The organism is Verrucomicrobiia bacterium, assembly GCA_035946615.1.
Classification (GTDB): Bacteria; Verrucomicrobiota; Verrucomicrobiia; order Limisphaerales; family UBA8199; genus DASYZB01.
The window spans coordinates 19174-44587 of record DASYZB010000146.1; the positions used below are offsets into that span (position 1 = coordinate 19174).

A 25414-nucleotide genomic window follows, 5' to 3' on the forward strand; every position below is an offset into this window, starting at 1 on the left:
GTTATCCCTTGAGTTCGTTCAACCCGGCAGTTTTGACCGAGCGATAATTGCGATAAACGGCGATGATGATGCTCAAGGCAATCGCCACCTCGGCGGCAGCCAACCCCATAATGAACAGGACAAAAATCTGGCCCGCCGCGGGGTCTGAGGCCGTAAAGCGGTTAAAGGCCATCAGGTTTAGCGAGGCCGCCGAGAAGATCAACTCGCCCGAGATCAACATCCCGATCAATGTGCGCCGCCGGATAAGCCCGTAGATGCCAATGGCCAGCAGCAATGCCGCAGCCATTAAAAAGATGTCGAGCCGGTCGTAAATAGGAGAGAAATTCATAAGATGTTATGCGGGGTCAGGCTCTCGTTCCCCCAGCGAGAGACCCGTTTGGGACTCCGGAGAGACTTCCATCCCGGCTGGTTTCTCTATTTCCTGAGCAGAGGACGGCGCTTGTGGCATTCCGGTTTCCGCAACCCGAGCGCCTGCCCTGGAAGCCTGCGCCAGAATCTGACTGAATAATTGGAGCGTGGTCATGGTTGAGTCCTTCCGGGTTTGGCAATAGCCAGCGCGCCGACGATCGCTACGAGGATCGCCAGAGAGATGAGTTCAAACGCGAGGCTGTATGTGGTCAGCAGGGCACGCCCGATTGCCTTGATCGAGCCGTCATTGGCCACCGCTGGAATCGAGGTCCAGGTCGCATGCGTGCCGACCCAACCCAAGGCATAGAAAATCGCTACTGCGGCGACCAGGCCCACCCCGCCCCACACAAATGCCGAACCGCTCGTGGCGCCGGCGGGCGGCTCGTCGGCTTCGGCGAGCATGATAGCGAAGATGATGGTCACACAGACGGCGCCCACATAGATGAGAATCTCCATCAGAGCGAGAAAGGGGCTGTTGAGGAAGTAGTAGAGCCCGGCCAAGCCGAACGAGCAGATGGCCAGCCCGCAGACGCTGCGAATCAAGCGCGCGCTCAGCACTGCCAGCAAAGCGCCGGCGCTCATAGTAGCCACGCAGACCAGGAAAATCCCGTTGGCGATCAGTGATGAAGCCGGGAACGGGTTCATTTGGTCTCCAGTTTGAGCCCCCCGCCGACCCCGGCAGGTTCCTCTTTAGGCGCGCTGGTCGCGGGGGGAGGGAGGGCGTTTTGTGAATTCAGCGCGCCAGCCGGGGAAGCCGTCTCGGCTTCGAGCCGTTGAAACAAATCCATGATGAAATCTTCCTTATGAGTGCTGGCCAGGTTGTAGTCGTGGGAGAAACGGATAGCCCCGTCGCGGCAGGCCTCGACGCAGGAACCGCACAGGCTGCATTTGGTGAAATCGAGACGGTACTGGGTAACGGTCTTGCGTTTGGCGCCTTCAGGCTTCACGCCATCGACCGTGATGCAATCGCTGGGGCAGGCCCTCTCGCAGAGTTTGCAAACGAAGCATTTGGGTTTGCCCGTTGCTGGGTCACGCACCAGCTCGATATGCCCGCGGAAGCGGGCGGGCATCTTCAGGGCCTGGTGTGGGTACTGAACCGTGACAATCGGTTTGAAGAATTGGCCCAGCGTAATACGCAACCCGATGACCAGGCTTTTGATTCCGCCGTAAATTTCTCGAAACGCGTTCATGCCCTGAAAAGTTTAACCATGGCGCTGGAGAGAATTAGCGTGAAGAGCGCTACCGGGATGAGAATCTTCCACGAAAGATTCAACAGACCGTAGAACTGCGTGCGGGGAAACGTCCAGCGAATCCAAACCACCGAAAAGACCAGCAGATAAAGCTTCACCAAAAACCAGAACAACCCCGGCAGAATCCCAATCGGGCTTTGCCAGCCGCCTAGAAACAGAACAGTCCCCAGGCTGCAGCCCAGCAGGATATTGGCGTATTCCGCCATGAAAAAGACTCCGAAACCCATTCCGGAATACTCGGTGTAGGCCCCCGCCACCAACTCGCTTTCCGCTTCGGCCATATCGAACGGCGCCCGGTTTGTCTCAGCGAGCATGCAGATGAAAAAAATCAAAAAGGTAACCGGCGCCAGCGGATTGAGGTCCAGCCGGAACAAGTACCATTTCCAGAATCCCCCGGCCTGGTTATTGACGATGTCATTGAGATTCATCGTGCCGGTGACCATCACCATCGTGATGACCACCAGGAGCATCGGGATTTCATAGGCGACGTTCTGCGAAACCACACGCGCAGCCGAGATGATCGCGTATTTGTTCCGCGAGGACCATGCCCCGAGCATTATCGCCATCACATTGATAGAGCCGAGGGCAAAAATCATCAGCAAGCCGACGTTGATATTTCGAACCGCCAGTCTCGCGCTAAAGGGGATGACCGCCAGGCTCGCCAGGGCAGGGGCCATCACCAGCAAGGGCGCCATCCGAAACAGTGTTCGGTCCACGCCCGCCGGGACGATGAGCTGTTTGGAGAGCAGTTTGACCGCATCCGCTATGGGCTGGAGCAGGCCCGCCCATCCCACCTCGGTCGGGCCTGGACGCCGTTGAAAACGGGCGGCGCCCTTGCGCTCGACCCAGACCAGGTAAGCCGCGTTCAAACCGACGAAGGCCATGATCGCAACCAGCGACAGAACGAGCCTGAATGGTTCGTCCGAGAGTCTATGGAGCAGTTGGCGCATGTTCAGGGGTGCGAGGGGTTATCGGTCAATATCGGGGATGACCAGGTCCAGGCTGCCCATCAAGGCCAAGGCGTCTGGCAGCAGCATTCCGCGCGAAGCCTCCTCGAACAGACTCAGGTTTGAGAGGCACGGCGTCCGGAGCTTCACCCGGTAGGGAATCTCTTTGTTATCGCTGACCAGTCGCACCATGAAACGCCCTCGCGCCGCCTCGACCGCATAGCAGTAATCGCCGAGTGGCAATTTGAGCACGCGCGGGACCTTTTCAGCCATCACCGGACCCACCGGCAGTTTATCCAGCGCCTGTTCGATGATGCGCAGGCTTTGGGCAATTTCTTCCATTCGCACCAGGTATCGCGACATCGAGTCACCTTCGGGGAAGGTGGGGATCAGGAAATCGAATTCGGGATAGGCAGAGTAGGGCTCAATCTTTCGAACATCATAGGCAACACCCGAGCCGCGAATCACCGGACCAGTCGCCCCATAGCCCCGGCACATCTCGACTGTGATTGGGCCAATCCCAATCAGCCGTTTGCGCAGGATGATGTTTTCCGTCACCAACTCCCGGTACATTTTGAGACGGGGACGCATGTGCGCCACAAAGGCGCGGGCGCCCTTGAGGAATTGGTCATCCACATCGTTGTACAGGCCGCCGATACGGAAATAGGAATAAGTGAGGCGTGCCCCGGTAATGCCTTCGAGCAGGTCGAGGATTTTCTCGCGATCGTCGAAGGCGTACAGCAAGGGCGTGAATCCGCCCAGGTCCAGCAGAAACGCTCCCCACCAGACCAAGTGGCTCGAGATGCGATTGAGTTCCGAAGTAATGACCCGGATATACTCGGCGCGCGGGGGCACTTGCAGCTTGGCGGCGCGTTCCACCGCGCCCACGAATGCGTGCGTGTAAGTCAGCGCCGAGAGGTAATCGATGCGGCTGGTGTTCGGCAGAAACTGGGCGTAGGTGCGATTTTCGCCCATTTTCTCCTGCATCCGGTGGATGTAGCCGCAAACCGGCTCGGCGCGCACGATGTACTCGCCGTCCATGGTCATCTTGACCCGCAACACGCCGTGCGTGGCCGGGTGCTGCGGCCCCAGGTTCAGGACAAACGTCTCCTGGGGCGCCTTTTCGGCAGGTTGAGCAATATCCGGTTCGGCAATCACACGCTGAAATCTTTCCGCAATGGATGAAAGGTGGCGTCCTCAGGCAGCAAAAACGGGATGAGATTGGGGTGTCCCAGGAAATGGATGCCAAAGAAGTCATGTGTCTCGCGTTCGTGCCAGTTGGCGCCGGGAAACACCGCCGAGATGGTGGGGATTTCGGGATGGTCTCTGGGAATTCGCGAACGCACCACGACCCGCAGCAATTGAGTAGGATGGAAGTAATCATAGACCACTTCCATTTGGCCCGCGGCGAGCCAATCCACACCGGTGATGGTATCGAGGGCAAACCCTTCGCGAGCTAGCTCGCGCGCCGCAAAGACCACCTGGTCGGGTTGAACCGTGGCGTTCAGATGGTAACCCTTCATCAAATAATCGATCACCTGGAAGGGAATCGGCAGATGCGACAGGGCGTGAGTGGAAGGCTGCCGCGCATCGCTTGCAGTGACGCTCTGGAGTTCCGCCACTCCCGCCTGCCCGGGGGCCGTTGCCGAACCAGGCAAAAGGGGGCTCTCTGCCGGGCCGGTTACAGAGGTTTGACTGGAGGTTTTTGTCTCGGGATTCATTGCCGGGCTGTAGAGAGGATGTTCGGGGGTTGCGGGGTGTAAAAAAGGGTTTACTCCGGTTTGACCACCGGCCAGCGTCTTTTGCCTGTCAGTTTCTCTTCCAGTTTCAAAATCCCTTCGATCAGCCCCTCAGGCCGGGGCGGGCAGCCGGGTATGAAGACATCGACCGGAAAGAGCTTGTCCACGCCCTCGACCACCGCGTACTGGCCGGGAAACACGAACGGCCCGCCTGAGATAGCGCAATTGCCCATCGCAATGACCCATTTGGGTTCAGGCATTTGGTCGTAAAGGGTCTTAACTGCGGCGGCCATCTTGTGGTTCACTGTTCCCGCCACGATCATTACGTCGGCCTGGCGAGGCGAGGGGCGGAAGACCTCCGCCCCAAAGCGGGCGATGTCAAACCTCGAGGCCCCAGCCGCCATCATCTCGATGGCACAGCACGCCAACCCGAAGGTGAGAGGCCAGAGCGAGTTGGCCCGCCCGAGGGCGAGCAGTTCATCCAGCTTGGCGAACCTCACCCAGGGCGAACAGTCCTTCAGCAGTTGATCTTCTTGCGTTTCCATTCAAAAACGCCCTTCCTCCAGGCGTACAGAATCACCATCGACAAAATGCCCACGAAAAGGATTAGCTCACAGAAATCACGAACAAAGAAAGCCCCGACGTCTTCTCTATAAACCAACGCCACTGGGAGCAGGTACAACACATCGACAGCAAACGCCACGAACACCAAAGCGTACAGGTAGTAAACCGCGCTGTAGCGAATCCACGCATCCCCGATCGGGTCCATGCCGCATTCGATGGCTTGTTCGGTCTTATGGGCGTAGTTGCGCGTACGGCGCGCCGAAATCAGATGGACCAGGACAATCGGTCCGAGGGCAAATACCAGGCCGCCCAGGCAAAAAGCCACGACGTAAATCAAATCGCCTAAAAGGACATCGTCCATACTGCGGCTATCTCATTCCAGGGCGGCTGGAGCGGCAACACAAATGGTGTCTTTTGCTCACCGTTTTTTGTCCTGGCGACTGCATCAAAGGGCTGATAAGCGCAGAACCCGGCGATATGTTTTCTAATGTCTTACCTGCGTCTCGGGGTGGATAAGTCCTAATCCTAAAGCCGCCTGTCTGAATTTTGGCATGCTCGTCAGGTGAAAGATTAAGAACCCGTGCAAAAATCGGTTGAGGTTGTTGACTTGCGGGGCGCTGAGTCTCAGGCGGGCGATGGCGGGCCAATCAGATTCCGTTAAGGCCCTCACCACCTGCCGCAGCCCGGCATCCAGCTTTGTCTGATTCAAGTCCGGTTGCAGTCCCAAGTGGTTTAACAACTTGAGTTCGAAAGCGAAAATGGTCTGAGGTTCGGGGGGGTGGCCGGGCAAATAGCACAACAGCTCCTCGATCAGAGCGAAGAAGGCTGGAAGCGGTGTGTCGGTTTCAGTTGTCTGTTCGACTAATCCCGCGCAATAGGCAGCCTGGCGGAGATAGCCGAGGTCGGTCCGCAGGGCCGGGTGAGTGTCCAGGACGTTTACTTCGCGCAGGGTGTGGAGGTCCGAACGGCGGCTGCGATTGAAGCTCAAATCAACCCGATAAAACAGGTCCAGCTTGCCGCGAAAAGGCGATTTGGCCCGGCGCGCCCCTTTAGCAACAGTCGCCAGCCGCCCCAGGTCGCGCGTGAGCCAATGGACAATCAGGCTGGTCTCGGTGAGGCTCCGGATGCGCAGCACCAAGCCGGTGGCCGATTCGGTCATGACCCTACGGGCGTCAGGTCCGGTGGGGCGCCCTTGAGGCGTGGCTGCACGGCAGGGGCGTAATCGGGCAGAATGGACCCGAGGCTGATGATATACTTAATACCTTGCGAGACGGACATGTCGAGTTTGGTGACCTTATCCTCGGCCACCATGAGCAGGAAACCCGAGGTGGGATTGGGGGTGGTCGGAACAAAAACGCACACGAACTTCTCATCGCTGCCGGTCTTGAATGTGGCCTCTTGTTCGTTGGTGATGAACCCGATGGAATAGACGCCCTCTCGCGGGAACTCGACTAGGACTACGGTGCGGAAGGCATTCTTGTTGGTCGAAGAGAACGCCTCATTAACCTGTTTGGTGGCGGCATAAATCTTATTAAGCAGTGGAACGCGCAGCAGCGTGGCATCCACCCATTCAATCATCTTTTTGCCAAAATAATTGCGGGCCAGCAATCCTACCACTCCAATCAACGCCACAGCCAGCAGCAGCGCGCACAGACTCCAATACCAGTACATCGGCCCGGCGCCCATGTCCTGGTGGGTGAGCTTGTGCGGCAGAAACAGCAGCAGCGTATCGGTTATCCTCGAGGCGGTGCCAAAAAGCCACACCAGCACGGCCACCGAAATCACCCCAGGCAAAACGATCGCCAAACCGGCCCAAAAATTGGCCTGCCATGTTGCGAGGAGCTTTTTCTTCACCGGACCATTCTAAGCGCAGTAAGCAGTCCGCTCAAGGAAACAATGTCAGCCCAAACCCTTGAAGGAGAACCGGCGGCTCAATTCTAAGAGCAGTCTCTTCTCAACCTGTTTCATCTCCCGGCGAGCACCGGCTTTCTGGTCGTCATAGCCGCACAAGTGGAGCACTCCATGGACGGTGTAGCGAACCAGTTCAGTTTGCCAGTTTGTCCGGAATCGCCGCGCTTGTTTCACTGCTTCGTCCACGCAAACACAGATTTCCCCGGCCAGGGCTTCCGGTTGGGCCGCGCCGGTGTAATCGAAAGCCAGGACGTCGGTTGGCCCTTGATGTTTTAGGAATTGCTCGTTGAGCCTGGTAATCCGGCGCGCATCGACCAGCAACACATTGAGGTCAAATGCGTCTTTGCCCAACAGCTCTTCCAATAAAGCGCGGGCGATGCGGCGCAGAAGGCGCGAGGCAACGGGTCGAGTGTGTTGGAGGTTGCGCACCGCCAAGCTGCGGCGCGGTGCTTTTCCCGGCGCGCCGGCAGCGGCGCTCATTGCTCTTCCTTGGGGATTTGCCCACGCGCTTTGCCGCGGTGCTCCTCGTAAGCGGCGATGATCCTCTGCACCAGGGGGTGGCGCACTACATCGCGGCGGGTGAATTCGACAATGCCAATCCCTTCGATGTGCTTGAGGGCGCGATGGGCCTCGAGCAACCCGGAGCGCTTCTGCGGGGGCAGGTCGATTTGAGTTTCGTCCCCTGTAACGACCGCCTTTGAATTGACGCCCAGCCGGGTCAGAAACATGAACATCTGCTCGGTCGTCGAGTTCTGCGCCTCGTCGAGGATGATGAACGCATGATTGAGCGTGCGCCCGCGCATGTAGGCCAGGGGCGCAATCTCGATGACCCCGCGTTCGGTGTTTTTCTGAATCTCCTCTGCCGGAAGCATATCGTGGAGAGCATCATGTAGTGGGCGCAGAAAAGGCATGATCTTTTCATAAAGGTCCCCCGGCAAAAAACCAAGGGCTTCCCCGGCCTCGACCGCCGGGCGTGTGAGAATGATGCGCGAGACCCGGCCTTCGCGCAAAGCAGCCAGGGCCATCGCCACCGCCAGGTAAGTCTTGCCTGTTCCCGCCGGCCCAACCCCAAAGGTGACGTCATGGCGCCGAATGGCATCCAAATAGCGTTTCTGCCCGACGGTCTTTGCCGTGACGCTCGGTTTTTTCTCGGAGGTTTGGATGCGATCGCTCAGGATGTCCTTGAGGATCGACACTCCCTCGTTTTTCACGATGTTGAGCGCGTGGGAAAACTCCCGCTGCCGCACTGGGTTGCCGGCATTGATCGAGTCTTCCAGCATCAGGAACAGGTGTTTGGCCTGGTCCAGCGCGCCGGCTTCCCCTTCGAGCTTAATCCAACCCTCGCGGGAGGTGGCCTTGACCTGTAGTTGTTCTTCAATCGCCTGCAAATTGCGCGGGTCGTTATTATAAAGCTGCTGCGCCAGACGGGCATTTTCGAAATGGAGCGTTTCAACAGGCATGGAACAATTACGCTTGTGTCGAACCTTCAACCTCCCTGGCTTGTGTCACTGGCTAAAGCCGACCGCAATTGGCCCGCGAGTTCCCTCAAGGCTTGCGGAACAACGGTTGTGCTCGCCAGCACCGGCATGAAGTTGGTGTCCCCCTGCCAGCGGGGGACTACGTGAAGGTGCAGATGCTCCAAAATCCCAGCGCCGGCCACCTTGCCTATGTTAATCCCGATGTTGAAGCCTTCGGGCTTCATGACCCGGGAGAGGGCGTTTTGGCAGCGGCGAGTGAGCTTGAGCAGGTCGGTTAATTCATCGTCCGTCAGCCCATTTAAATCCTGCACCTGTTTGTAGGGTACGATCATTAGATGTCCGCCGGTATAGGGATAGGTATTCAACAGAGCGTAGCAGGTGCGCGCGCGCGCGATGACGCAGTTGGCTTCGTCCTCATTGGATTGGGCAATGCGCGAAAAAAGGCTGTCGGAGAGGGTGGGTTTGGGCGCGAGAATGTACTCGATTCGCCAGGGCGCGTGAAGGCATTCCATGGGCAAAGACTAGTGACACAAACCGGCAAAGTCAAAAGGCCAGCCCTTTGGAGTTTGAAATCTCTTTTCCATGAGAGGCAGTCGGTTTGCTTTGTTCAAGCGAGTCCGGGACGGCTACTTGGCGGGCATGCGCCGGCGCAGCACGTAAACCAGCGCTTTGACGGCCAGTTCGATAAAGAGGAAAGGTTTGGCAATGAAATCGTTGCCGCCGCTCATCATCGAGTTGGCACGGCTTTCGAAGTCGTTCAGGCTGGTGACGAACACAACAGGGGTCTTCTTATGAGCCGGCAACGCGCGCAACTTGGAACAGAGCTCGAACCCATTCATCCCCGGCATATCCACATCCAAAAAAACAAGGTCAAAAGCATTTTCCAACAGCAGGTTGTAGGCCGCTGTCGGGTCCTCCACGTTCACCGACTTGAGCTTCGCCTTGTCCAACGCGTAGGTGACCGCCCGTCGCGAAATGGCTTCGTCATCCACTACAAGGATATTCGCCGGATCGTTGTCCTGCTTCTCAGTAAAACCGCCATGCTCGAAGAGCACACCGAGAAAATCGATGGTGGTAGCGACCGTTCGGAGAGTCGAGGCAGTAATGTTTTTTGGCTTCTCGTAAAGTTCCTTGAGCAGGGCCTCCAGGGCGTCAGCCATCTGGGCAATCTGGCTCATCCCGGTCAGAGCTGCATTGCCCGTCAGCGCATGGATGCGGCGGTACATGTCGTGACTGTGCTTAATCTGGGCTACTTGAGTGTCCGCCTTAATGAGACCTTGGAGCAACGCCCTCAATGCGGCCAGGTGCCCTGGCAGGCCCTCGAGAAACGACCGGCGCAAATCCGCCTGGAATTCCGCATCCGGGTCCCCGGTGACAACCCGGTCGCTCGCCCTTTTGGGGGCTTCCCCCTCGGTTACAGCGGGGGAGGAAGATTCGGTTGGAGCGGCGCCGTTCTGGAGGGTGCTGCGCACCAACTCGATGACTTGCTTTGGCGTGCAATTGGCCTTGGAGAGACATTTGGTGGCCCCCGCTTTCCAGGCCTCTTGCACCATGTTGGTCAGATACGTGTTCGAGAAAACGATAATAGGGGTCTTCTCGAAAGCAGGATTGGCGCGCACTTTTTTCATCAGCTCCACACCGGAAAGCTTGGGGAGCATCAAATCCAGGAGCACCGCATCGGGGTGGAATTTGCTGAGAATATCCAGGCCGGTTTGGCCATCCATCGCTATCTCTACCTGGTAACCTTCAACCGAGAACTTGTTCCGGTAGATGTTGGCAACGATCTGGTCATCCTCGACGATAAGAATCTTCTTCATGCTAACGCTTCGAGGCAAGAGCCCACTGGCGGTCAAGGTAGTTTTTCAGGTAATCGTTGACCCTCTGAAATTCCAATCGCGCCTGGTGGCACAGTTCGGCGGGATTAACCAGCTTGGCTTCGCGGCCCTGGCGCTCCAATTCGCGCAGCAACAGCACCAATCGCCGTACGCCGCAGGTGGCGCTGGCGCCCGCGCAACTGTGGGCCAGACGCCTGATCTCCGAGGCGTCACTAGTTTCTACCGCAACCGCCAACTGCTCGAGTTGCTCTTGTGTCTGCTCGATGTACATCCCGGCCAGTTCGCGAAGATTATCCGGGCTGCCGTCGGTGAATTCCAGAAGCCGTTGCATATCGACGGGGGCATCCTCCGAATCCATATCGGGCGGCTCTTGCTCCAAGGCAAGCGGCGGCGCAGCAGGCGCCTCCGGAAGCCCCATTTCCGTTGCTTCCTTCCGGCCGACTTGAGCGCCCCATCGCTCGACGATGCCGCGCACGTCTTCCGGTCGAACTGGTTTGGCGATGTAATCGTCCATCCCGGCCTCGATGCATTTCTCTCGATCACCCTGCATTGCATTGGCGGTCATGGCCACGATAATAGGCGAGTTTTTGTAATTAGGAAACCGGGATTTTTCCCTTTGTCGCTGGCGAATGATGCCGGTGGCTTCCAAACCGCTCATTTCGGGCATCATTACGTCCATGAAGATCAGATCGTAGGCCTGCCGGTCCAGAGCAGCCAATGCTTCCAACCCATTAGCCGCCACGTCGGCTTTGTAACCCATTTGTTGCAGCAGGCGCAAAGATACTTTTTGATTGATCGCATTATCATCGCACAGCAGGACTCGCAACGGCAAGCGGCTGGCCAGGGTGGGGTCCAGTTTTGGCTGGGTCACGGCTGGGCGGGGCGGGGGTTTGGCTCCGGAAACAGCGCGGATGAGGACCTCCTGCAGTTGGGCTGGTTTAATCGGTTTGGTAAGGCAGCTTGCGAAAGAAACGTTTGAACTGTCGAGGGTCTCGGGGCGCACACCCATCGAGGTGAGCAAAATCAAGGGCATGGCCGCCGCGTGCGGCACTTTGCGTATCTCGGAGGCCAGGCTTAAGCCATCCATGCCGGGCATTTGCATATCGAGGATTGCCACATCGAAGCGTTCGCCGCTGCGGAGCCATTCCAGGGCCTGGGCGCCGGTCTGAGTCTCGCGCGCAGTCACGCCCCATTTGCGGGTCTGCAAGCTCAGAATCCGGCAGTTGGTCGCATTGTCGTCCACCACCAGCAGTCGCAAGTCCGATAATCCTGCAGGACGGCCTGACACTTGGGCGCGCGCCGGTTGGGCCACGCCGGGCAAGGATAATGTGAAATGAAACGTCGAGCCCTTTTGCGGCACGCTCTCAACCCACATCTTGCCGCCCATCAGCTCGACCAGCCGCTTGCTAATCGCCAGGCCCAAGCCCGTCCCGCCATAATGCCGCGTCGTCGAGGCATCTGCCTGGCTGAACGATTTGAATAAACGCGCCAGCCGGTCCACGGGAATCCCGATGCCGGTGTCACGCACAGAAAAATGCAATGGCCACGGTGTCCCGGGGGGACGCTCATTGGACTCGCCTGGAATCGCGGTCACCTGCACCACAACCTCGCCGGCTGCGGTGAACTTCACCCCGTTGCTGAGCAAGTTGACCAGCACCTGCTTGAGCCGCGTCAAATCGCCTAATACACAGGCCGGCAGGTGGTCCTCCATCTGATAGACCAGGTCCAATTTCTTTTCTGCCGCCTTGGGCGCCAGCAGGTCCAGGGCTTCTTCTACGCATGCCCGCAGATCAAAAGGATGGCTTTCCAGTTCCAGCTTGCCGGATTCGATTTTTGAAAAGTCCAGAATCTCGTTGATGATGGTCAGCAGCGATTCACTGCTGGAATAGATCGTTTCGAGGTAGCCGTGCTGTTCGCGATTGAGCGGCGTCTCCAGCAACAGCCCGGCCATGGCGATGATCCCATTCATCGGGGTGCGAATTTCGTGACTCATGTTGGCCAGGAATTCTGCCTTGGCCCGCGCGGCGGCCTCCGCCGCCACTCGCGCCGAGAGCAGGTCGCGATTGGCCTGGGTCAGCTCGTCCTGAAGATGTTTGGCGCGCAGGGCCGCGCATAGCCGGGCCCGCAGTTCCGACGATTCAAAGGGCTTGGTCAGGTAATCCACCGCTCCCAATTCAAACCCGCGCAGCTTGTCTTGGGTGCTGTTCCAGGCCGTCAGCACAATGACCGGGATCGACTCGGTTTCGGGTGTATTCTTGATTTGGCTAAGAACATCGAACCCGTTGATGCCGGGCAACCCTAAATCAAGCAAAACAAGGTCGAATTTGGTTTCATGCAGCCGGCGCAGGGCTTCAGGGCCGTCCTTGGCGCTGCTGAGCGTGATCTGGTCATCATGCAGCAATCCCGCCAGCACCTCGGGCATGCGCGGGTCATCCTCAACCAATAGCACTTGAGACGCGGGCAGTTTCATAACCTCGCGGTCGCAACGGTCTTCATTTCTAAGCTTTTGTCGGAAATAACTCGATGCTGATAAAGCACATTCAGCACCAAGCTACTCACCCAACACCTTTCTTGCGATACCTCGGAATCGGCTCTGTCGGTTTAGCTCGCTTCACCTCGGGTTGTCAAGCCCCCCACCCTGCTTCCAAATCTTAAATTCCTCCATGCGCCGTTTGGTCGAGGGGTCTGGCTTATCCGTCGAGTGTCCTAAAAGCGGACAGCGCGCAAAGAAACATTGCAGAACGTTCTAAAATCCGGCTAAATATCCATCCATGGGTCATGCTTTGCTCAATCATGGCACGGTGTCCGATCTCTCCTCTGTTCGTCATGCGTATGTGAAGGCCTTTCGGCTCATGCTTTTGGCGCGCATCTTGGACGAGAAGCTCGCCAGCCTCTATCGGATGGGCAAAATCCACGGCGGCGTGTTCATCGGGCGCGGACAGGAAGCGTTGAGCGTTTCGGTTGGGCTGGCTTTGCAGAAAGGAGACATCTTCGCGCCGCTCATTCGGGACACTGCAGGGAGGCTGGCTTTTGGCGAATCGATACTGGATGCTCTGCGCACGTATCTGGGCTCGGCCCAAGGTCCCATGCGCGCGCGAGATGGAAATGTTCATCGTGGGAGGCCAAAGGAAGGTCTGCTGCCAATGATTAGCCATCTCGGGGCGATGATTTCCGTTGTGAACGGGGCGTTGCTGGCGCACCGGCTCAAGGGAGTGTCCGGAACTGTCGGAGCCGCCTGCATTGGTGATGGAGCTACCTCGACGGGTGCATTTCACGAAGCCCTGAACCAAGCCGCTGTCGAGAAACTGCCCTTGGTGCTGGTGATTGCCAACAACTTCTATGCCTATTCAACCCCCAACGAGCGGCAGTTCGCATGCCGCGCGCTCCAGGACAAGGCCGATGGGTATGGCGTTCAGAGCCACTGCGCGGAGGGCACCGAGTTGGCGGAGTGTTTGGCAACCTTATCCGAGGCCGTCACTCGCGCCCGAAGTGGTGGCGGTCCTCAACTGGTTGTCGCGCGCCTGCTGCGATTGTGCGGCCATGGCGAACATGACGATGCGGCCTACATTGATGCTAAACTCAAGTCTTCACCTGCGGGCAGGGATTGTATTAATGTGAGTGAAGAGCAGTTGGTCCAGAAAGGCTGGGCCGATCCCGCGGCCCTGGCGGATTGGAGAAATGAAGCGATTCAGCAGGTCGAGGAGGCTGTCGCTCAGGTGCAGCGTGAACCCGGCCCGGACCCCTATAAAGAGGACTGGTGTGCTCTGGCCTCCAAACACCTGAGCGAGGGAGCCGAGCAACCCGCCGAGTAGCGCAATGCCCATCACTTACTTAGATGCTATCCGCGAGGCGCAGGCGCGCGCCCTGGCTGAGGACCCGCGCGTGTTCATCTATGGGCAGGACGTCGGCTCGTTTGGCGGCGCGTTTAAGGCCACAAGGAACCTCGCTCAACAATTCCCCGGACGCGTCATCGACGCGCCTATCAGTGAAGATGCCATGCTGGGCCTGGCCGTCGGGGCGGCCATCGAAGGCATGCGCCCGATTATCGAAATTCAGTTTGCAGATTTCTCTACGATTGGTTTTAACCAACTCGTCAACCAGGCGGCAACACTCCATTGGCGGACCCGGGTGCCGTGTCCGATAACGCTTCGCTTGCCTGGCGGCGGCACTTCCGGGAGCGGCCCATTTCACAGCCAGAGCATGGAAGCCATTTACGCGCATTATCCAGGTCTGATTGTCATGACTCCCGCCACGGTCGAAGATGCCTATAGCATGCTGCTCGAAGCCGTGGCCATTGATGACCCGGTAGTCTTTTGTGAGCACAAATATCTCTATTACCACCTCAAAGCCGAGCGTTTGCCAACCGAGGCCATGCCCGTTGGCAAAGCCCGCATCGCGCGCCCGGGACGCGATATGACCATCGTCGCCTACAGCGCGATGGTCCATGAGGCCCTGGCTGTGGCGGAGGAATTGGCAGTTGAACGAATTGAAATTGAAGTCGTGGACCTGCGTTCGGTCAAGCCGCTCGACACCGATACCGTGATGGCTTCGGTGGCGCGCACGGGCCGGCTTTTATGCGTGGGCGAGGCCTGGCCTTGGGGCGGCGTCACCGCTGAGGTGGTCGCTCGAGTGGCCGCCGAGGGGTTTGCGCTTCTGGACGCCCCGCCCCAGCGGCTCAACGCCAAAGATACACCGGTTCCTTATCACCCGAAGCTCTGGGCAGCTCACCGGCCAACCGCGCACAGCATCGCCGCGGCCGCCCGCCGCCTCTTGCGCCTTTGAACCACACCGCCCTATGCCCTCTATTCCGATTATTATGCCTCAACTCGGCGAATCCATTGCCGAGGCCATGGTCGTTAACCTCCTGGTCCGCGTCGGTGACTCGGTACAGACCGATCAGGACATTATTGAAGTCGAGACCAGCAAAGCGACGATGAACGTCGCCTCTCCTTGCACGGGCCGCGTTGAGACGCTCCTGGTCAAACTGAACGAGAGCTACCCCGTTGGCACTGTTCTGGGTTATTTGGAGGCCAGCACCGAGGAGGCCGCGCGCCTGGGCTTGGATGCCCAACCACCCGAAAAGAACGGCGATGAAACCGAGCCCGGTCATGGCCGCGGCGGCCCCATGCAAACCGATGGCGCCAGGAAAAGAGTCGAGCCCACGGTGCGCGGCCTGCCAGTCCCCGCAAACGCCACGGGCGCCAGCTATATGTCCCCTCGCCTTAAAGCCCGTATGATAGAGTTGGGCTTGCACGCCGCCGATTTGGCTGGATTGCCCGGCAGCGGCGCTGCCGGGCGGGTCACCATCCAGGATTTCGAAAAATTTATCGCCAATCTCGAACAAAACAAACTCAGCCAGGCCTCGAGCATGCGCGTGGCGGTGGCCGATGCCATGCGCCGCAGTTGGACCCGCCCTCTGGCCACCGTCGCCCTGCCGGTGCGGTTCGATTGCCTTCTGGAACATCGCAAGAGCTGCAATCCCCGGCCCGGCCCGGCGCTCTACGCGCTGCGAGCGCTGGCGGTTGCCCTGTCGGAAAATAGCGCCCCGGCTGGCCGCCTGATCGGCCACCAAATTGTGCGACCCCACGCCATCGACATCGGTTTTGCTGTCGAAGCCGAAGACGGCGTGCTGGTGCCGGTGATTCGAAACGCCCACAAACGGTCGCTGCGCGATTTGGTGCAGCGTTACGACGAACTCATTCAACTGGCCCACAAACGCAAACTCCCCGCCGACGCCACCGGCGGCTCCATCGCCACCGTCACCAATTTCGGCACTTTCGGCCTGACTTGGGCCACGCCTATTCCTTTGCCCGAGCAAACCCTGGTGCTGGGGATGGGCGCCGCCCGGCGAGTGCCCTTCTGGGACGAGGCCCAGGAGCGGTTCGTGCCCATCCTCGAGGCCAACGTCACCCTGAGCTTCGACCACCGCGTCCTGGATGGCGGCGCAGCCGGCCGGTTGCTCGCCCGGGTCAGCCAACTGCTCGCTCAGCCTGAAAAACTCTAGATTTGATTATGATGCCTGCCCGAAAAAGCAACCCTCGAGCCGAATACCGCCTGCTCCACGTCGAGCGTGTCAACGCCTCGCTCAGCCTGGCCCGGAAGTTTCCCGGGTTGAAATCCTTAACCCTTAACATCGAGTACTTTGATCCGTCCGGCTTGACCCGAAGCGGGGGGATGAAGGTCAAGGCCAATCTCCAAATGGCAAAATCCCTTGTTCGCTTCAATTGTCCCCACGGCGACTGCGCCGGGGGCGACTACGATTTAAGCGAAGAGCTCTCGCAGGCCATTACCGCCGGGCGAACCAGTGTGACGGGAGAAAAGCGCTGCCAGGGTGTGCGCCATAACAGAGACAGAAAAGAAAGCGTTCCCTGCCGCAATCTCTTGCGCTACAAACTGCGCCTGGCTTACGTCTAACCTGGCGCACCCCAGAGCAGATCAGGCTTTTCGCTTTAATGTGCTGGCCTTGTCCCTGGCTTGTGCAGACTAAAGTCCTTAGATTTATCGCAAAAAAATTCGTGTTAATTCATGAAATTAGTGTCTGGCTCCGCGCGGCCTGAGGTCGCGCCTCGCCAGTAAACTGGACAAATCATCCGGGGTGTGTCACGGTGGGACACGGATATGAAAAGCATAACGATTCGGGAGTTGCACGAGCGAACTGGCAGATGGCTGCGCGAGGCGGGCCGCCGTGGTCAAATCCTGGTAACGTTCAATGGCAAGACAGTGGCAAAAATTCTTCCGGAGAAAGACAAAGCGGCCACCCCGTATTTTTCTCGCCGGAAGTCGAGCCCATCTTTCAAAAGGCGCTTTGAAAGCGGCCGGTTTGGCGCGGGCGGCGCCGATAGCACCGCAGCCATATCCGAGGACCGTGAGGACCGCGTTTAATGCTCTACCTTGACGCCAGCTCCATCGTTCGCTTGTATGTGAACGACCCCGGTTGGGAACGGGTCAAAGCACTGGCCGAAACCGACTCTGTTGCCTGTTCTGTTCACGGCCAGGCAGAGACGGTGGCCGCCTTCCATCGCAAATTTCGGGAAGGGATTTTCAGCACAAAGGATTTTGCCTCTGCGCTTGGGCAGTTTCGGGAAGATTGCCGCTATGGGGCCTATGAGTGGCTGCCCGTGTCGTTGGACGTGGCGGCGCGGATCTCCGCCGTTTACGAAACTTTGCCTGCCTCGATTGCTTTGCGGGCATCCGATGCCGTGCACCTTTCGGCGGCCGCTGAGAACGGTTTTAAACAGATCTACTCCAATGACGTGAGGCTGATCGGCGCATCAAGCGCTTTTGGCTTGAAAGGGCTGAACGTCATCTCAGCATGATTTTTTCGCAACAATTCCGAACAAAACCGGCCCCAAAATGGCCCGCCATTCACATAGCGAGAATCAAGTATCTCTAAAAAAATCCAGGTTTCCTGAAGAATCAAACGGAAAGCCCACTACAATGCGAAATGTTATTTGTTTCCTGATGTCTTTGTTGCTGCTGGGTGGACCCCGCCTGAGCAGCGCAGCAGACAACCATCCGTCCGGGACCTTCACCAATGCGTTCTTTCCGTTTTGCATTGATTGGCATGATTCCAAGAAGCGCAATTTTGAACAGCAGAGCAACATGCTCAAAGAATTGGGCTATTCGGGCATGGGCCACATCTGGCTGGACAAAGTTGACGAGCGCCTCAAGGCCTTGGACGAAAATAATCTGAAGCTCTACCAGATCACCATGACGGTGGACATCAAACCCGATAAACCCGTCTGCGACCCCCGCCTCAAGCACGTCATGACCCTGTTGAAGGGGCGTGGCACCCAAATCCTTCTGCTCATCAACGGCATGAAACCGTCCGATCCTGCCGGTGATGACAAAGCGGTCGCCCTGGTCCGGGAAATCGCCGCAATGGGCCGTGACTCCGGCGTGCAGATTCTCCTCTATCCCCATACCGGTCTATGGCTCGAGCGCTTTGAGGATGCCATGCGAATCGAGAAGAAAGTGGCGCGGCCCAACGTGGGCACCATGTTCAACCTCTGTCACTGGCTACGCGTTAGCAAGGACCGTAATTACCGCCCTCTGCTGGAAGCGGGCAAGGACAAGCTCTTTGCGGTTTCAATTAACGGGGCCGATGAATGGGACCCACAACCCGGTTGGGCGCGCTATATCCAGCCCCTTGGCTGTGGCTCGTTTGACGTGCTGGCCTTTTTAAAGACACTCAAAGAAATCGGCTTTACCGGTCCGGTCGGCCTCCAGTGCTATGGCATCGGGGGGGACGCCAGAGACCACCTTGCCGAATCCATGGCCACCTGGCGGGATTACTGCCGCAGGCTCAGCCAGTGAACGCAGCCGTTGGTGGTTTTAGGCAAGCCCGCCGACCATACATTCAGTTACCGAATCTTTTAGCTTCTGTTACGCCGGCTTGCCTTCCCTCACCGTCGGCAAGCGCCAGCGAGCCAGATTACCAAAATCTAAAATCTTTAGGCTCCCTTACGCCAGCTTAGGCCGGAACGCGATTAGTCCTGCCAAGCCCATTCCCAGCAGGCCAAGAGTGGCGCCGCCATCCGGCACGCCAACCGCCCCGTTGCCATCCACTGTGAGGCTCCAACTGTCCAGCGTGCCCACACCCACGGGCGACACGTCCGCAATGTACAACGTCCAGGCCCCGTTGGCGTCCATCCCGTTGAACGAACTCAAAAAAGCGGTTCGCGGGTCGGTATCCAACGCCGTCAGCGGATTGACGTTGCGTGCGTCCGGCTGCCACGCTCCAGTCAACGCGCCCCCGCCCGCGCTGCCCAGGTGGCTGTCGCCGTTGGCCGCGCTGTCGCTGAATGTCACGTTGAGCCCGCTGTCAGACGAGCCATACGGATTGCCGCTGGTGCTGCCCACGCGATTGAGCAGCACGGCAAAACCGGTGGCACCGTGGCGCAAGTAGGCATAATAATCACCGTTGTAACCGCCGGAGATGTCCAGCGTCACCGTCACGTCGCTGATCGAAGTAATGGTCGTGCTGAGGTTGATCGTATCGGCCACGCCGTTCAGGTCGTTATCAGGGATGACCACCCCGGGCGACGAGGTGGCGGTGACGGGCAGGGCCCGTGCCGATGGAGCAAAGGCCTGCGCGAGGCAGAACATCAAACCGGCAGGTAAAAGGAGTCTCATTTTCATAGTCGTGCAAGGCAACTGGGTCATGGGCCAACGCGCGTCCGGTAGAAGCGAGGCGAAGTAGGGTTGCTGTCGTTGTAAATGATCAAACCGGTGGCGTCGGCTGTCAGCGTACCGGACAAATCGGTCCATGGGCCGCTGCTCGATGAGGCCGATTGGATGACGTATTGGAACGTCGGGATGCCGGCGAACTGGAGGAAATTCGCGCCGGAGTTGGCCGTAATCGAGATCAGATTGAGCGTCGGCCCGCTGGTTGAAGTGACCGTAACGGCCACAGTGCCTTGGGCGGTGCAGTGGCCATCGCTGAGCGTGTAGGTGAACGTATCGAGGCCCGCAAAGTCATGCGCCGGCGTATAAGACACCATCGTGCCGCCGCTTGTCAGCGCGACGGCGCCGCCATGGGCGCTCGATGAACTGACACTCAGGATGCTCAGCGGACCGTGGATTGAGCTGCTGTCGTTGGCGAGGAGTTTAACAACTGGCGCGTTGACCGCCGTGTTCTGCACAGTTCCAAGGGTGTCGGCCCCAGCCACGGGCGGCTCATTAAGGGTTATCGTCACCTCCGCGCTGGAATCCGGACAAGGCGGATTAGAGATGGTCCAGCGCAAGACAATCGGACCCGTGCCGGCGGTGTGCGTGAAGGCTGCATTTGGATCGTTGGCGCTGCTGAAGCCGCCGACCCCGCCGCGGACAATCGTCCAAGTGCCCACGCCGACGATTGGGGTATTGCCCCCCAGGGCCGCTGATGTGCTGCCAGGGCAAATCGTTTGCGGCCCACCCACCGTGGCGGTTGTCGGCGGGAGATTGATGGGCACATCAACGGAATTCTGGGCCGTGCATCCGGAGCTATTGCCCACCACCAGGGTGAGGGTCACGAGGCCCGAGGCCCCGGCAGTGTAGGTGACGCTCTGCTGATCGAGCAGACCCGTGAGAGCGCCGTTGCTGATGGTCCATGAATAGGTGGCAGCGCCGGCCGGGCCGCTGGCCGTATTGCCGGTGGAATCAGCGCACACGCTGGCGTCCGCTGTAATCGCGGGCGTGGACGGCAGCGCGTTGACGGTCAGCGCAGCGGGGAGTGAATCCACCGGACCGGAGGTGTTGGTAAACACCGCGCGATATTGGTTGCCGCTCTGCGAAACTGCCGCTGTAAAGCTGAGCGTACCCGAAGTTGCGCCGGTAACGTCATTCCAAGTCAAGCCGCCATCAGTGCTCACCTGCCATTGGACGGTGGGCGTGGGGGTGCCACTTGCTGTTGCGGTGAACGTCGCAGCAGCTCCGTCACATACCGTGGCGGCTTGCGGTTGCTGGGTCACGAGAGGCGCCGCGCCCTGGAATTCAAGCGCGCCCATGTCCACGATGCTGCTGAAAATGCGCGGAAAGCCTGGGCCGCGCTGGTCGTCCGGCGACGCCTCGGTGGTGTTGCCGTTGGCGTTTTGATCGGCGTAGTCCTGCGGAATGAGCGCGTTGTCGCCGGCGTCAATGGCCGGGCTGTTGACCACCAGCGCGTGCGTCAAGGTGGGACCGCCGTTGTTGGCCAGCGTGGTGTCCAAAACCGTAGTGAGGTTAATCGTCCCGCTTCCACTGTTGCCGACGATGTTGCCGTTGACGCCATTGCCAATGCCGCCCGCGCTGCCGGCGTCGCCGATCAAATCGTGGCTGGCCGTGCCGATGGTGCCGCCGAGGTCGTCCGCTCCGCCGCTGTCGGAGTTGCCGGCCACGATGCTGTTGTTCAAGGTCCCGGTGACCGCCGCGTCAATTCCCCCGCCGCTGCCCGCGGCGCCAGTGGCGCCGTTGCCGGTGATGGTCACGTTGGCCGCAGTCCAGGTGGCGGCGTTGGCGAGGTTAATCCCGCCACCATAACTGGCCTGGTTGCCGGAAATGGTGCTGTTGGCCACCGTCAGAGTGCCCCCATTGTCAATGCCGCCGCCGCCGTTGACCGTCACGAGGTTGCTGGAGATGGTGCTGTTGGCCACGATGAGCGTGCCGCTGTTGCAAATGCCGCCGCCATTGGGCGCTTGGTTGCTCGAAATGGTGCTGTTGAAAACGCTCAATACGCCAAGATTGTAAATGCCCCCACCGCCGGCGGCAGGTCCCGCTAGGTTGCCCGAAAGGATGCTGTTGGACACCACCAGCGTCGCGTTGTTGTCGTTGAAAACGCCGCCCGCCCCGACAGCCTGGTTGTTGGTGAGCGTGCAATTGGCCAGCGTCAGGCTGGCGAAGGGGCTATTGGACACCGCGCCGCCAAACTGGCCGCTGGCGCCGGCGCTGGCATTCTCAATGGTCAAGCCGCTGATCAGCACCGTCGGTCCGGGATTGGCCTGGGCGGTGTTGATGCCGAACACGCTGGCGTTTCCGTTCCCGCCGCCGCTGACGGTGACCAAACTCGCTCCGTCGCCGATAATCTTCAAATCCTTGTTCACGGTGAGCTCGGCGCCGGGCGCGTAGGCGCCGGCCTTGACGAACACCATGCCACCAGCGCAGGCCGCGTTTATGCCCGCTTGAATGGTCTGCTTCGCCGTCGCCAGGCTAGTGCCGTCGTTGGCGTCGTTGCCGCCGGACGCTTCCACGTAGATGGCCGGCGAGCACACCGTAATAGAGACCGTCGCCGCCGCCGAAGAGAGGGTGCCGTTGTTGACGTTGAACTGGAGGCTGTCCGGGCCGGCGTAATTGTTGTTCGGTGTGTAGGTCAGGTTGGGGGCTGCGCCCGAGAGGGCGCCATGCCCCGGGTTGACGGTCACGCTATACGTCAGCGGAAGCGGTGGCGAGTTCGGGTCGGCGCCGGTCAACGTGATGGTCGCGGCCGTGTTCTCGGGAGTGGTGACGGACTGAGGGTTGGCCGTGGGCGTGCCGACCACGGTGATCGAGACCGTGGCGAGCAGAGAATCGACCGCTCCATTGTTGACCTTGAACTGCAAGCTGTCCGAACCAAAATAACCGCTGTTCGGGGTGTACGTCAGGCCGGGCGCGGTCCCGGAAATCGAACCGTGCGTGGGCCCTGTGGTCACGATGTAAGTCAAGGCAAGCGAATTTGGATCACTGCCCGTCAGGGTGATGGGCGTCGCCGTGTTCTCGGACACGGTCACGGATTGGCTGTTGGCCGTGGGCGTACCCGGATTGGTCACGGTGAGCGTGCCGTCGTTAATCGTCACGTTATAGTTGCCCAGCTTGTTGCCGGGATCTACCAGGGCTGGCACGATCGGATAAGTGCCGACGGCGCTGCTCGTTGTCGCGATGGTACTGTAGGTGGCAGTGATGTTATCCTCGTTCTGAATGCCGGCAATCGTGCCCGTAAAGGCCGGGTTCGCCGTGCCGAAGGAACGCGAGGCATCGTGGGCCGTCACCGTTAGCGGCGCAGCCGTCACCGTGAGCGTTCCAGCGACATAGCTGATGTTGTAGTTGGCGTCCACCGCGCCGGTGGCCGAAACCGTATAGGTGCCCACCGGGCTGCTGGCGCTGCCGGTCGTGGTCAGGGTGGGTGCCGTGGTCAGGCTCGACGCCGTGTCCCCGTTGACCAAGCCGCTGTAGCTGGCGGTCAGGGTCGGCAGGGCGGCGCCATAAACTTTGCTCTGGTTGTTGGCCGTGATGGTCAAGGAGGCGGGCGTTACCGTCAGGGTGCCAGGCCCATAACTAATGTTGTAATTGGCATCCGCCGCGCCGGCGGCCGTAATCGGGTAAGTGCCCACCGCGCTGCTGGCCGTGGCAGTCGTACTCAAGGTGGGCGCCGTGGCCAAACTCGCCACGGTGTCCCCATTAACAAAGCCGCTATAGCTGGCCGTCAGGGTTGGCAAGGCCGCGCCATACACTTTGCTCTGGTTGTTGGCGGTGATGGTCAATGAGGCGGGCGTCACCGTCAGGGCGCCAGGCGCATAGCTGATGTTGTAATTGGCATCCGCTGCGCCGGTGGCCGTAATCGGGTACGTCCCCACTGCGCTGCTGGCCGTGGCAGTCGTGCTTAAGGTGGGCGCCGTTGTCAGACTCGTCGCGCTGTCCCCATTGACAAAGCCGCTATAATTGGCCGTCAGGGTCGGCAAGGCCGCGCCATACACTTTGCTCTGGTTGTCGGCTGTGATGGTCAATGAGGCGGGCGTCACTGTCAGGGTGCCAGACGCATAACTGATGTTGTAATTGGCATCCGCCGCGCCGCTGGCCGTAATCGGGTAAGTGCCCACCGTGCTGCTGGCAGTGGTAGTCGTGCTCAAGCTGGGCGCCGTAGTCAAACTCGCCGCCCTGTCCCCATTGACAAAACCGCTATAGCTGGCCGTAAGGGTCGGCAAGGCTGCGCCATAAACTTTGCTCTGATTGTCCGCGGTGATTGTCAACGGAGCAGGCGTTATGGTCAGCGTTCCGGGCGAATAGGTGACGCTATAGTTTGCGTCCAGCGCGCCGCCAACCGTGATCGGGTACGTCCCGACACCGCTGCTGGCGGTGGCAACCGTGCTCAGGCTGGGTGCCGTGGTCAGACTCGCTACGGTATCCCCATTAACAAAGCCGCTATAGCTGACCGTCAGGGTTGGCAAGGCCGCGCCATAAACTTTGCTCTGGTTGTTGGCTGTGATGGTCAATGGGGCGGGCATTATCGTTAGTGTCCCGCTGACGAAGGTAACAAACGAGTAATTGGCCGCGCTAAGGGTTCCCAGCACCGGCGTAATGGGATAGGGGTCCACGGGGCTGGCCGACGTCGCGGATGTGCCAAAGCCCGGCGTCCCGCTCACGACCAACGGCGTGTCCCCATTGACAAACCCGGTGATCGTCGCTGTGAAAGGCGGGTTGATGCTGCCATACAACCGGCTGGCGCTGTTGGCCGTTACCGTCAACGGCGCCGGATTCACCGTCAACGTTCCGTTCACATAAGTGATTGCATAATTCTCCGCCGCGAAGGTCCCGCCTGTGAGCGCGCTGGGAACGATGTCGTAGCCGCCGACTCCGGACGTTGCGGGCGAACCCGCGCTGGACAACGTCGCGGTCCCCACCGTCTCGCCATTCTGCAAACCAGCCGTCGCAAACTCGGTACCTTCAAACGTCAGCGTTTGGCCATAGGTTTTGCTCGTGCTATTGGCCGTTACCGTCAACGGCGCCGGATTCACTGTCAAATTCCCGCTCAGGTAGGTGATAATGTAATTAGTCAGCCCGGGGTCCGGACTGCCGACAGCGTTGTTGATTATGATCGAGTAAGGCGATTCGGCCACCGAGGCCGTCGGCGCGGCCCCTGCGGTGCTCAATGTCGCGCTTGTCATTGTGTTGCCGTTGACCAGGCCAGTGGTGGTGAATTCCGTCCCCGCAAAAGTGAAGGTTTGGCCGTAAGTCTTGCTGGCATCATTAGCGGTTACGGTCAGAGGCGCCTTCAGGACATTGATCGTCACTTGTTTGCTGGCAGTGGTCTGGGCGGGATCGCTCGGCGTGAATGTGGCCGTCAGGACCTGGCCGTTACCCGACTTCAGCACCGTGCCGAGCGGCGGATTGTAAGTGAAAGTTCCAGCGACAGCCGAGGTGGCCGGGTTGGTCACGGCGTTCAGTTGGCTGGCGCTCAACGCCGTTCCATAAGTGATGTCCGCCGGGTTCGCCCAGGTGATGACGCCGACGTTCGTCAAGGTCAAGGTCGTGGCGGTGTAACCGGGCTGCCAAATCCCCCCTGACGGCGAAGCAATGTTATTAAACGCGCTGGAAAGCGACCCGGCAGACAACACCGTAAAGAAACTCCCGGGGGTGGGAATAAAGCCGTTGTTTAAATCGGCGCTGAACGTGCCGTTCAAGCCCAGAGCACCGCTTCCCGTAAAAGCGATCTTGCCAAAGTCCGTTGCGGTGTTCAAACGGACATTCAACGTGCTGGCCGCTTCGAGAGTCAGGTGAGCAGGAAACGACAATGTTCCCTGCAGCGCGCTGATGATGCCCTGGTTATCGTTGGTGTCCGCCATGCTGATAGACACTGTGGAAGCGGAGCCGATCTCTTTGGTGATGGTTCCCTGATTGATCAGGTAATCGTCACCTTGGGAGCCTTGAAAGCCCCCCGTGCCCCAGAAGTTAATCATCGCCCCGCTCTCATTGACTAACCCTCCAAGGTAATTGTTAGCGTTGCCATTGTTGAAAATCTGAAACGTCCCATTGGTCAGGTTTATGGTACCATAATTGGTACATGGGCCTTCCAAC

At 59.2% G+C, this 25414-nt stretch carries 24 protein-coding genes; 7 read left to right on the top strand and 17 right to left on the bottom strand.

The window, feature by feature from the left end; translation table 11 throughout:
• Window position 1: 1 nt before the first annotated feature.
• The 15 genes from nuoK to VG146_21245 all read right to left on the bottom strand — a co-directional run bounded on the left by nuoK (window position 2) and on the right by VG146_21245 (window position 12602).
• Window positions 2-328 carry an NADH-quinone oxidoreductase subunit NuoK gene (gene nuoK / locus VG146_21175; GenBank protein ID HEV2394870.1) on the bottom strand — a complete coding sequence of 109 codons (327 nt, stop codon included), beginning with the start codon at window positions 326-328 and terminating at the stop codon, window positions 2-4.
• Window positions 329-519: 191 nt separating this feature from the next.
• Window positions 520-1053: an NADH-quinone oxidoreductase subunit J gene (locus VG146_21180; GenBank protein ID HEV2394871.1), complete on the bottom strand. Its 534-nt coding sequence runs from the start codon at window positions 1051-1053 to the stop codon at window positions 520-522.
• Window positions 1050-1598 (bottom strand): NADH-quinone oxidoreductase subunit I, encoded by a 549-nt coding sequence (locus VG146_21185; protein HEV2394872.1) that lies wholly within the window; start codon window positions 1596-1598, stop codon window positions 1050-1052. Before VG146_21185 ends, VG146_21180 begins: the two co-directional genes overlap by 4 nt.
• The gene (gene nuoH, locus VG146_21190) at window positions 1595-2608 is read right to left on the bottom strand and encodes an NADH-quinone oxidoreductase subunit NuoH (protein HEV2394873.1); all 1014 of its coding nucleotides are present in this window, start codon (window positions 2606-2608) and stop codon (window positions 1595-1597) included. Before nuoH ends, VG146_21185 begins: the two co-directional genes overlap by 4 nt.
• 18 nt (window positions 2609-2626) lie before the next feature.
• Entirely contained in the window at window positions 2627-3763 is a 1137-nt protein-coding gene (locus VG146_21195) for an NADH-quinone oxidoreductase subunit D (GenBank protein ID HEV2394874.1), read from the bottom strand.
• Entirely contained in the window at window positions 3760-4326 is a 567-nt protein-coding gene (locus VG146_21200; GenBank protein ID HEV2394875.1) for an NADH-quinone oxidoreductase subunit C, read from the bottom strand. Before VG146_21200 ends, VG146_21195 begins: the two co-directional genes overlap by 4 nt.
• A 50-nt stretch (window positions 4327-4376) precedes the next feature.
• Window positions 4377-4889 (bottom strand): NADH-quinone oxidoreductase subunit NuoB, encoded by a 513-nt coding sequence (gene nuoB / locus VG146_21205; protein HEV2394876.1) that lies wholly within the window; start codon window positions 4887-4889, stop codon window positions 4377-4379.
• Complete coding sequence (locus VG146_21210; GenBank protein ID HEV2394877.1) at window positions 4862-5269, bottom strand: NADH-quinone oxidoreductase subunit A; 408 nt, start codon at window positions 5267-5269, stop codon at window positions 4862-4864. The genes nuoB and VG146_21210 overlap by 28 nt, the downstream gene beginning before the upstream one ends.
• Before the next feature lie 123 nt (window positions 5270-5392).
• Complete coding sequence (gene recO, locus VG146_21215) at window positions 5393-6067, bottom strand: DNA repair protein RecO (protein HEV2394878.1); 675 nt, start codon at window positions 6065-6067, stop codon at window positions 5393-5395.
• Window positions 6064-6762 carry a DUF502 domain-containing protein gene (locus VG146_21220; protein ID HEV2394879.1) on the bottom strand — a complete coding sequence of 233 codons (699 nt, stop codon included), beginning with the start codon at window positions 6760-6762 and terminating at the stop codon, window positions 6064-6066. The genes recO and VG146_21220 overlap by 4 nt, the downstream gene beginning before the upstream one ends.
• Before the next feature lie 45 nt (window positions 6763-6807).
• A complete protein-coding gene (gene ybeY, locus VG146_21225) occupies window positions 6808-7299 on the bottom strand; it encodes an rRNA maturation RNase YbeY (protein ID HEV2394880.1) in 492 nt (163 codons plus the stop codon).
• On the bottom strand, window positions 7296-8279 hold the full coding sequence (locus VG146_21230) for a PhoH family protein (GenBank protein HEV2394881.1): 984 nt from the start codon (window positions 8277-8279) through the stop codon (window positions 7296-7298). The genes ybeY and VG146_21230 overlap by 4 nt, the downstream gene beginning before the upstream one ends.
• A gap of 26 nt (window positions 8280-8305) precedes the next feature.
• A complete protein-coding gene (locus VG146_21235) occupies window positions 8306-8809 on the bottom strand; it encodes an HIT domain-containing protein (GenBank protein HEV2394882.1) in 504 nt (167 codons plus the stop codon).
• Between the two features lie 114 nt (window positions 8810-8923).
• A complete protein-coding gene (locus tag VG146_21240; GenBank protein ID HEV2394883.1) occupies window positions 8924-10114 on the bottom strand; it encodes a response regulator in 1191 nt (396 codons plus the stop codon).
• Between the two features lies 1 nt (window position 10115).
• Window positions 10116-12602 carry a response regulator gene (locus VG146_21245; GenBank protein ID HEV2394884.1) on the bottom strand — a complete coding sequence of 829 codons (2487 nt, stop codon included), beginning with the start codon at window positions 12600-12602 and terminating at the stop codon, window positions 10116-10118.
• Window positions 12603-12903: 301 nt separating this feature from the next.
• Here VG146_21245 and VG146_21250 point away from each other — a divergent pair, with 301 nt between their 5' ends.
• The 7 genes from VG146_21250 (at window position 12904) to VG146_21280 (ending at window position 18448) form a co-directional block, all read left to right on the top strand.
• Window positions 12904-13944: a thiamine pyrophosphate-dependent dehydrogenase E1 component subunit alpha gene (locus tag VG146_21250; GenBank protein HEV2394885.1), complete on the top strand. Its 1041-nt coding sequence runs from the start codon at window positions 12904-12906 to the stop codon at window positions 13942-13944.
• A 4-nt stretch (window positions 13945-13948) separates the two neighbouring features.
• The gene (locus tag VG146_21255) at window positions 13949-14914 is read left to right on the top strand and encodes a transketolase C-terminal domain-containing protein (protein HEV2394886.1); all 966 of its coding nucleotides are present in this window, start codon (window positions 13949-13951) and stop codon (window positions 14912-14914) included.
• A gap of 13 nt (window positions 14915-14927) precedes the next feature.
• Complete coding sequence (locus tag VG146_21260) at window positions 14928-16136, top strand: dihydrolipoamide acetyltransferase family protein (protein HEV2394887.1); 1209 nt, start codon at window positions 14928-14930, stop codon at window positions 16134-16136.
• Between the two features lie 8 nt (window positions 16137-16144).
• The gene (locus VG146_21265) at window positions 16145-16546 is read left to right on the top strand and encodes a hypothetical protein (protein ID HEV2394888.1); all 402 of its coding nucleotides are present in this window, start codon (window positions 16145-16147) and stop codon (window positions 16544-16546) included.
• Between the two features lie 204 nt (window positions 16547-16750).
• Window positions 16751-17014 (top strand): hypothetical protein, encoded by a 264-nt coding sequence (locus VG146_21270; GenBank protein HEV2394889.1) that lies wholly within the window; start codon window positions 16751-16753, stop codon window positions 17012-17014.
• A complete protein-coding gene (locus tag VG146_21275) occupies window positions 17014-17448 on the top strand; it encodes a type II toxin-antitoxin system VapC family toxin (GenBank protein ID HEV2394890.1) in 435 nt (144 codons plus the stop codon). The genes VG146_21270 and VG146_21275 overlap by 1 nt, the downstream gene beginning before the upstream one ends.
• Window positions 17449-17569: 121 nt before the next feature.
• A complete protein-coding gene (locus tag VG146_21280; GenBank protein HEV2394891.1) occupies window positions 17570-18448 on the top strand; it encodes a sugar phosphate isomerase/epimerase family protein in 879 nt (292 codons plus the stop codon).
• Window positions 18449-18595: 147 nt separating this feature from the next.
• Here VG146_21280 and VG146_21285 read toward each other — a convergent pair whose 3' ends face one another.
• Together VG146_21285 and VG146_21290 are read right to left on the bottom strand one after the other, a co-directional pair.
• Window positions 18596-19267, bottom strand: coding sequence for a VPDSG-CTERM sorting domain-containing protein (locus VG146_21285; protein HEV2394892.1), 672 nt, complete (start codon window positions 19265-19267; stop codon window positions 18596-18598).
• Window positions 19268-19293: 26 nt separating this feature from the next.
• Window positions 19294-25296 (bottom strand): MBG domain-containing protein, encoded by a 6003-nt coding sequence (locus VG146_21290; protein HEV2394893.1) that lies wholly within the window; start codon window positions 25294-25296, stop codon window positions 19294-19296.
• Window positions 25297-25414 lie beyond the last annotated feature (118 nt).

Coding starts and splice junctions, on each gene's coding strand:
- nuoK (HEV2394870.1), bottom strand. CDS start 328: ATGAATTTCTCTCCTATTTACGACCGGCTCGACATCTTTTTAATGGCT.
- VG146_21180 (HEV2394871.1), bottom strand. CDS start 1,053: ATGAACCCGTTCCCGGCTTCATCACTGATCGCCAACGGGATTTTCCTG.
- VG146_21185 (HEV2394872.1), bottom strand. CDS start 1,598: ATGAACGCGTTTCGAGAAATTTACGGCGGAATCAAAAGCCTGGTCATC.
- nuoH (HEV2394873.1), bottom strand. CDS start 2,608: ATGCGCCAACTGCTCCATAGACTCTCGGACGAACCATTCAGGCTCGTT.
- VG146_21200 (HEV2394875.1), bottom strand. CDS start 4,326: ATGAATCCCGAGACAAAAACCTCCAGTCAAACCTCTGTAACCGGCCCG.
- nuoB (HEV2394876.1), bottom strand. CDS start 4,889: ATGGAAACGCAAGAAGATCAACTGCTGAAGGACTGTTCGCCCTGGGTG.
- VG146_21210 (HEV2394877.1), bottom strand. CDS start 5,269: ATGGACGATGTCCTTTTAGGCGATTTGATTTACGTCGTGGCTTTTTGC.
- recO (HEV2394878.1), bottom strand. CDS start 6,067: ATGACCGAATCGGCCACCGGCTTGGTGCTGCGCATCCGGAGCCTCACC.
- ybeY (HEV2394880.1), bottom strand. CDS start 7,299: ATGAGCGCCGCTGCCGGCGCGCCGGGAAAAGCACCGCGCCGCAGCTTG.
- VG146_21230 (HEV2394881.1), bottom strand. CDS start 8,279: ATGCCTGTTGAAACGCTCCATTTCGAAAATGCCCGTCTGGCGCAGCAG.
- VG146_21235 (HEV2394882.1), bottom strand. CDS start 8,809: ATGGAATGCCTTCACGCGCCCTGGCGAATCGAGTACATTCTCGCGCCC.
- VG146_21240 (HEV2394883.1), bottom strand. CDS start 10,114: ATGAAGAAGATTCTTATCGTCGAGGATGACCAGATCGTTGCCAACATC.
- VG146_21245 (HEV2394884.1), bottom strand. CDS start 12,602: ATGAAACTGCCCGCGTCTCAAGTGCTATTGGTTGAGGATGACCCGCGC.
- VG146_21250 (HEV2394885.1), top strand. CDS start 12,904: ATGGGTCATGCTTTGCTCAATCATGGCACGGTGTCCGATCTCTCCTCT.
- VG146_21255 (HEV2394886.1), top strand. CDS start 13,949: ATGCCCATCACTTACTTAGATGCTATCCGCGAGGCGCAGGCGCGCGCC.
- VG146_21260 (HEV2394887.1), top strand. CDS start 14,928: ATGCCCTCTATTCCGATTATTATGCCTCAACTCGGCGAATCCATTGCC.
- VG146_21265 (HEV2394888.1), top strand. CDS start 16,145: ATGATGCCTGCCCGAAAAAGCAACCCTCGAGCCGAATACCGCCTGCTC.
- VG146_21270 (HEV2394889.1), top strand. CDS start 16,751: ATGAAAAGCATAACGATTCGGGAGTTGCACGAGCGAACTGGCAGATGG.
- VG146_21275 (HEV2394890.1), top strand. CDS start 17,014: ATGCTCTACCTTGACGCCAGCTCCATCGTTCGCTTGTATGTGAACGAC.
- VG146_21280 (HEV2394891.1), top strand. CDS start 17,570: ATGCGAAATGTTATTTGTTTCCTGATGTCTTTGTTGCTGCTGGGTGGA.
- VG146_21285 (HEV2394892.1), bottom strand. CDS start 19,267: ATGAGACTCCTTTTACCTGCCGGTTTGATGTTCTGCCTCGCGCAGGCC.
- VG146_21290 (HEV2394893.1), bottom strand. CDS start 25,296: ATGATTAACTTCTGGGGCACGGGGGGCTTTCAAGGCTCCCAAGGTGAC.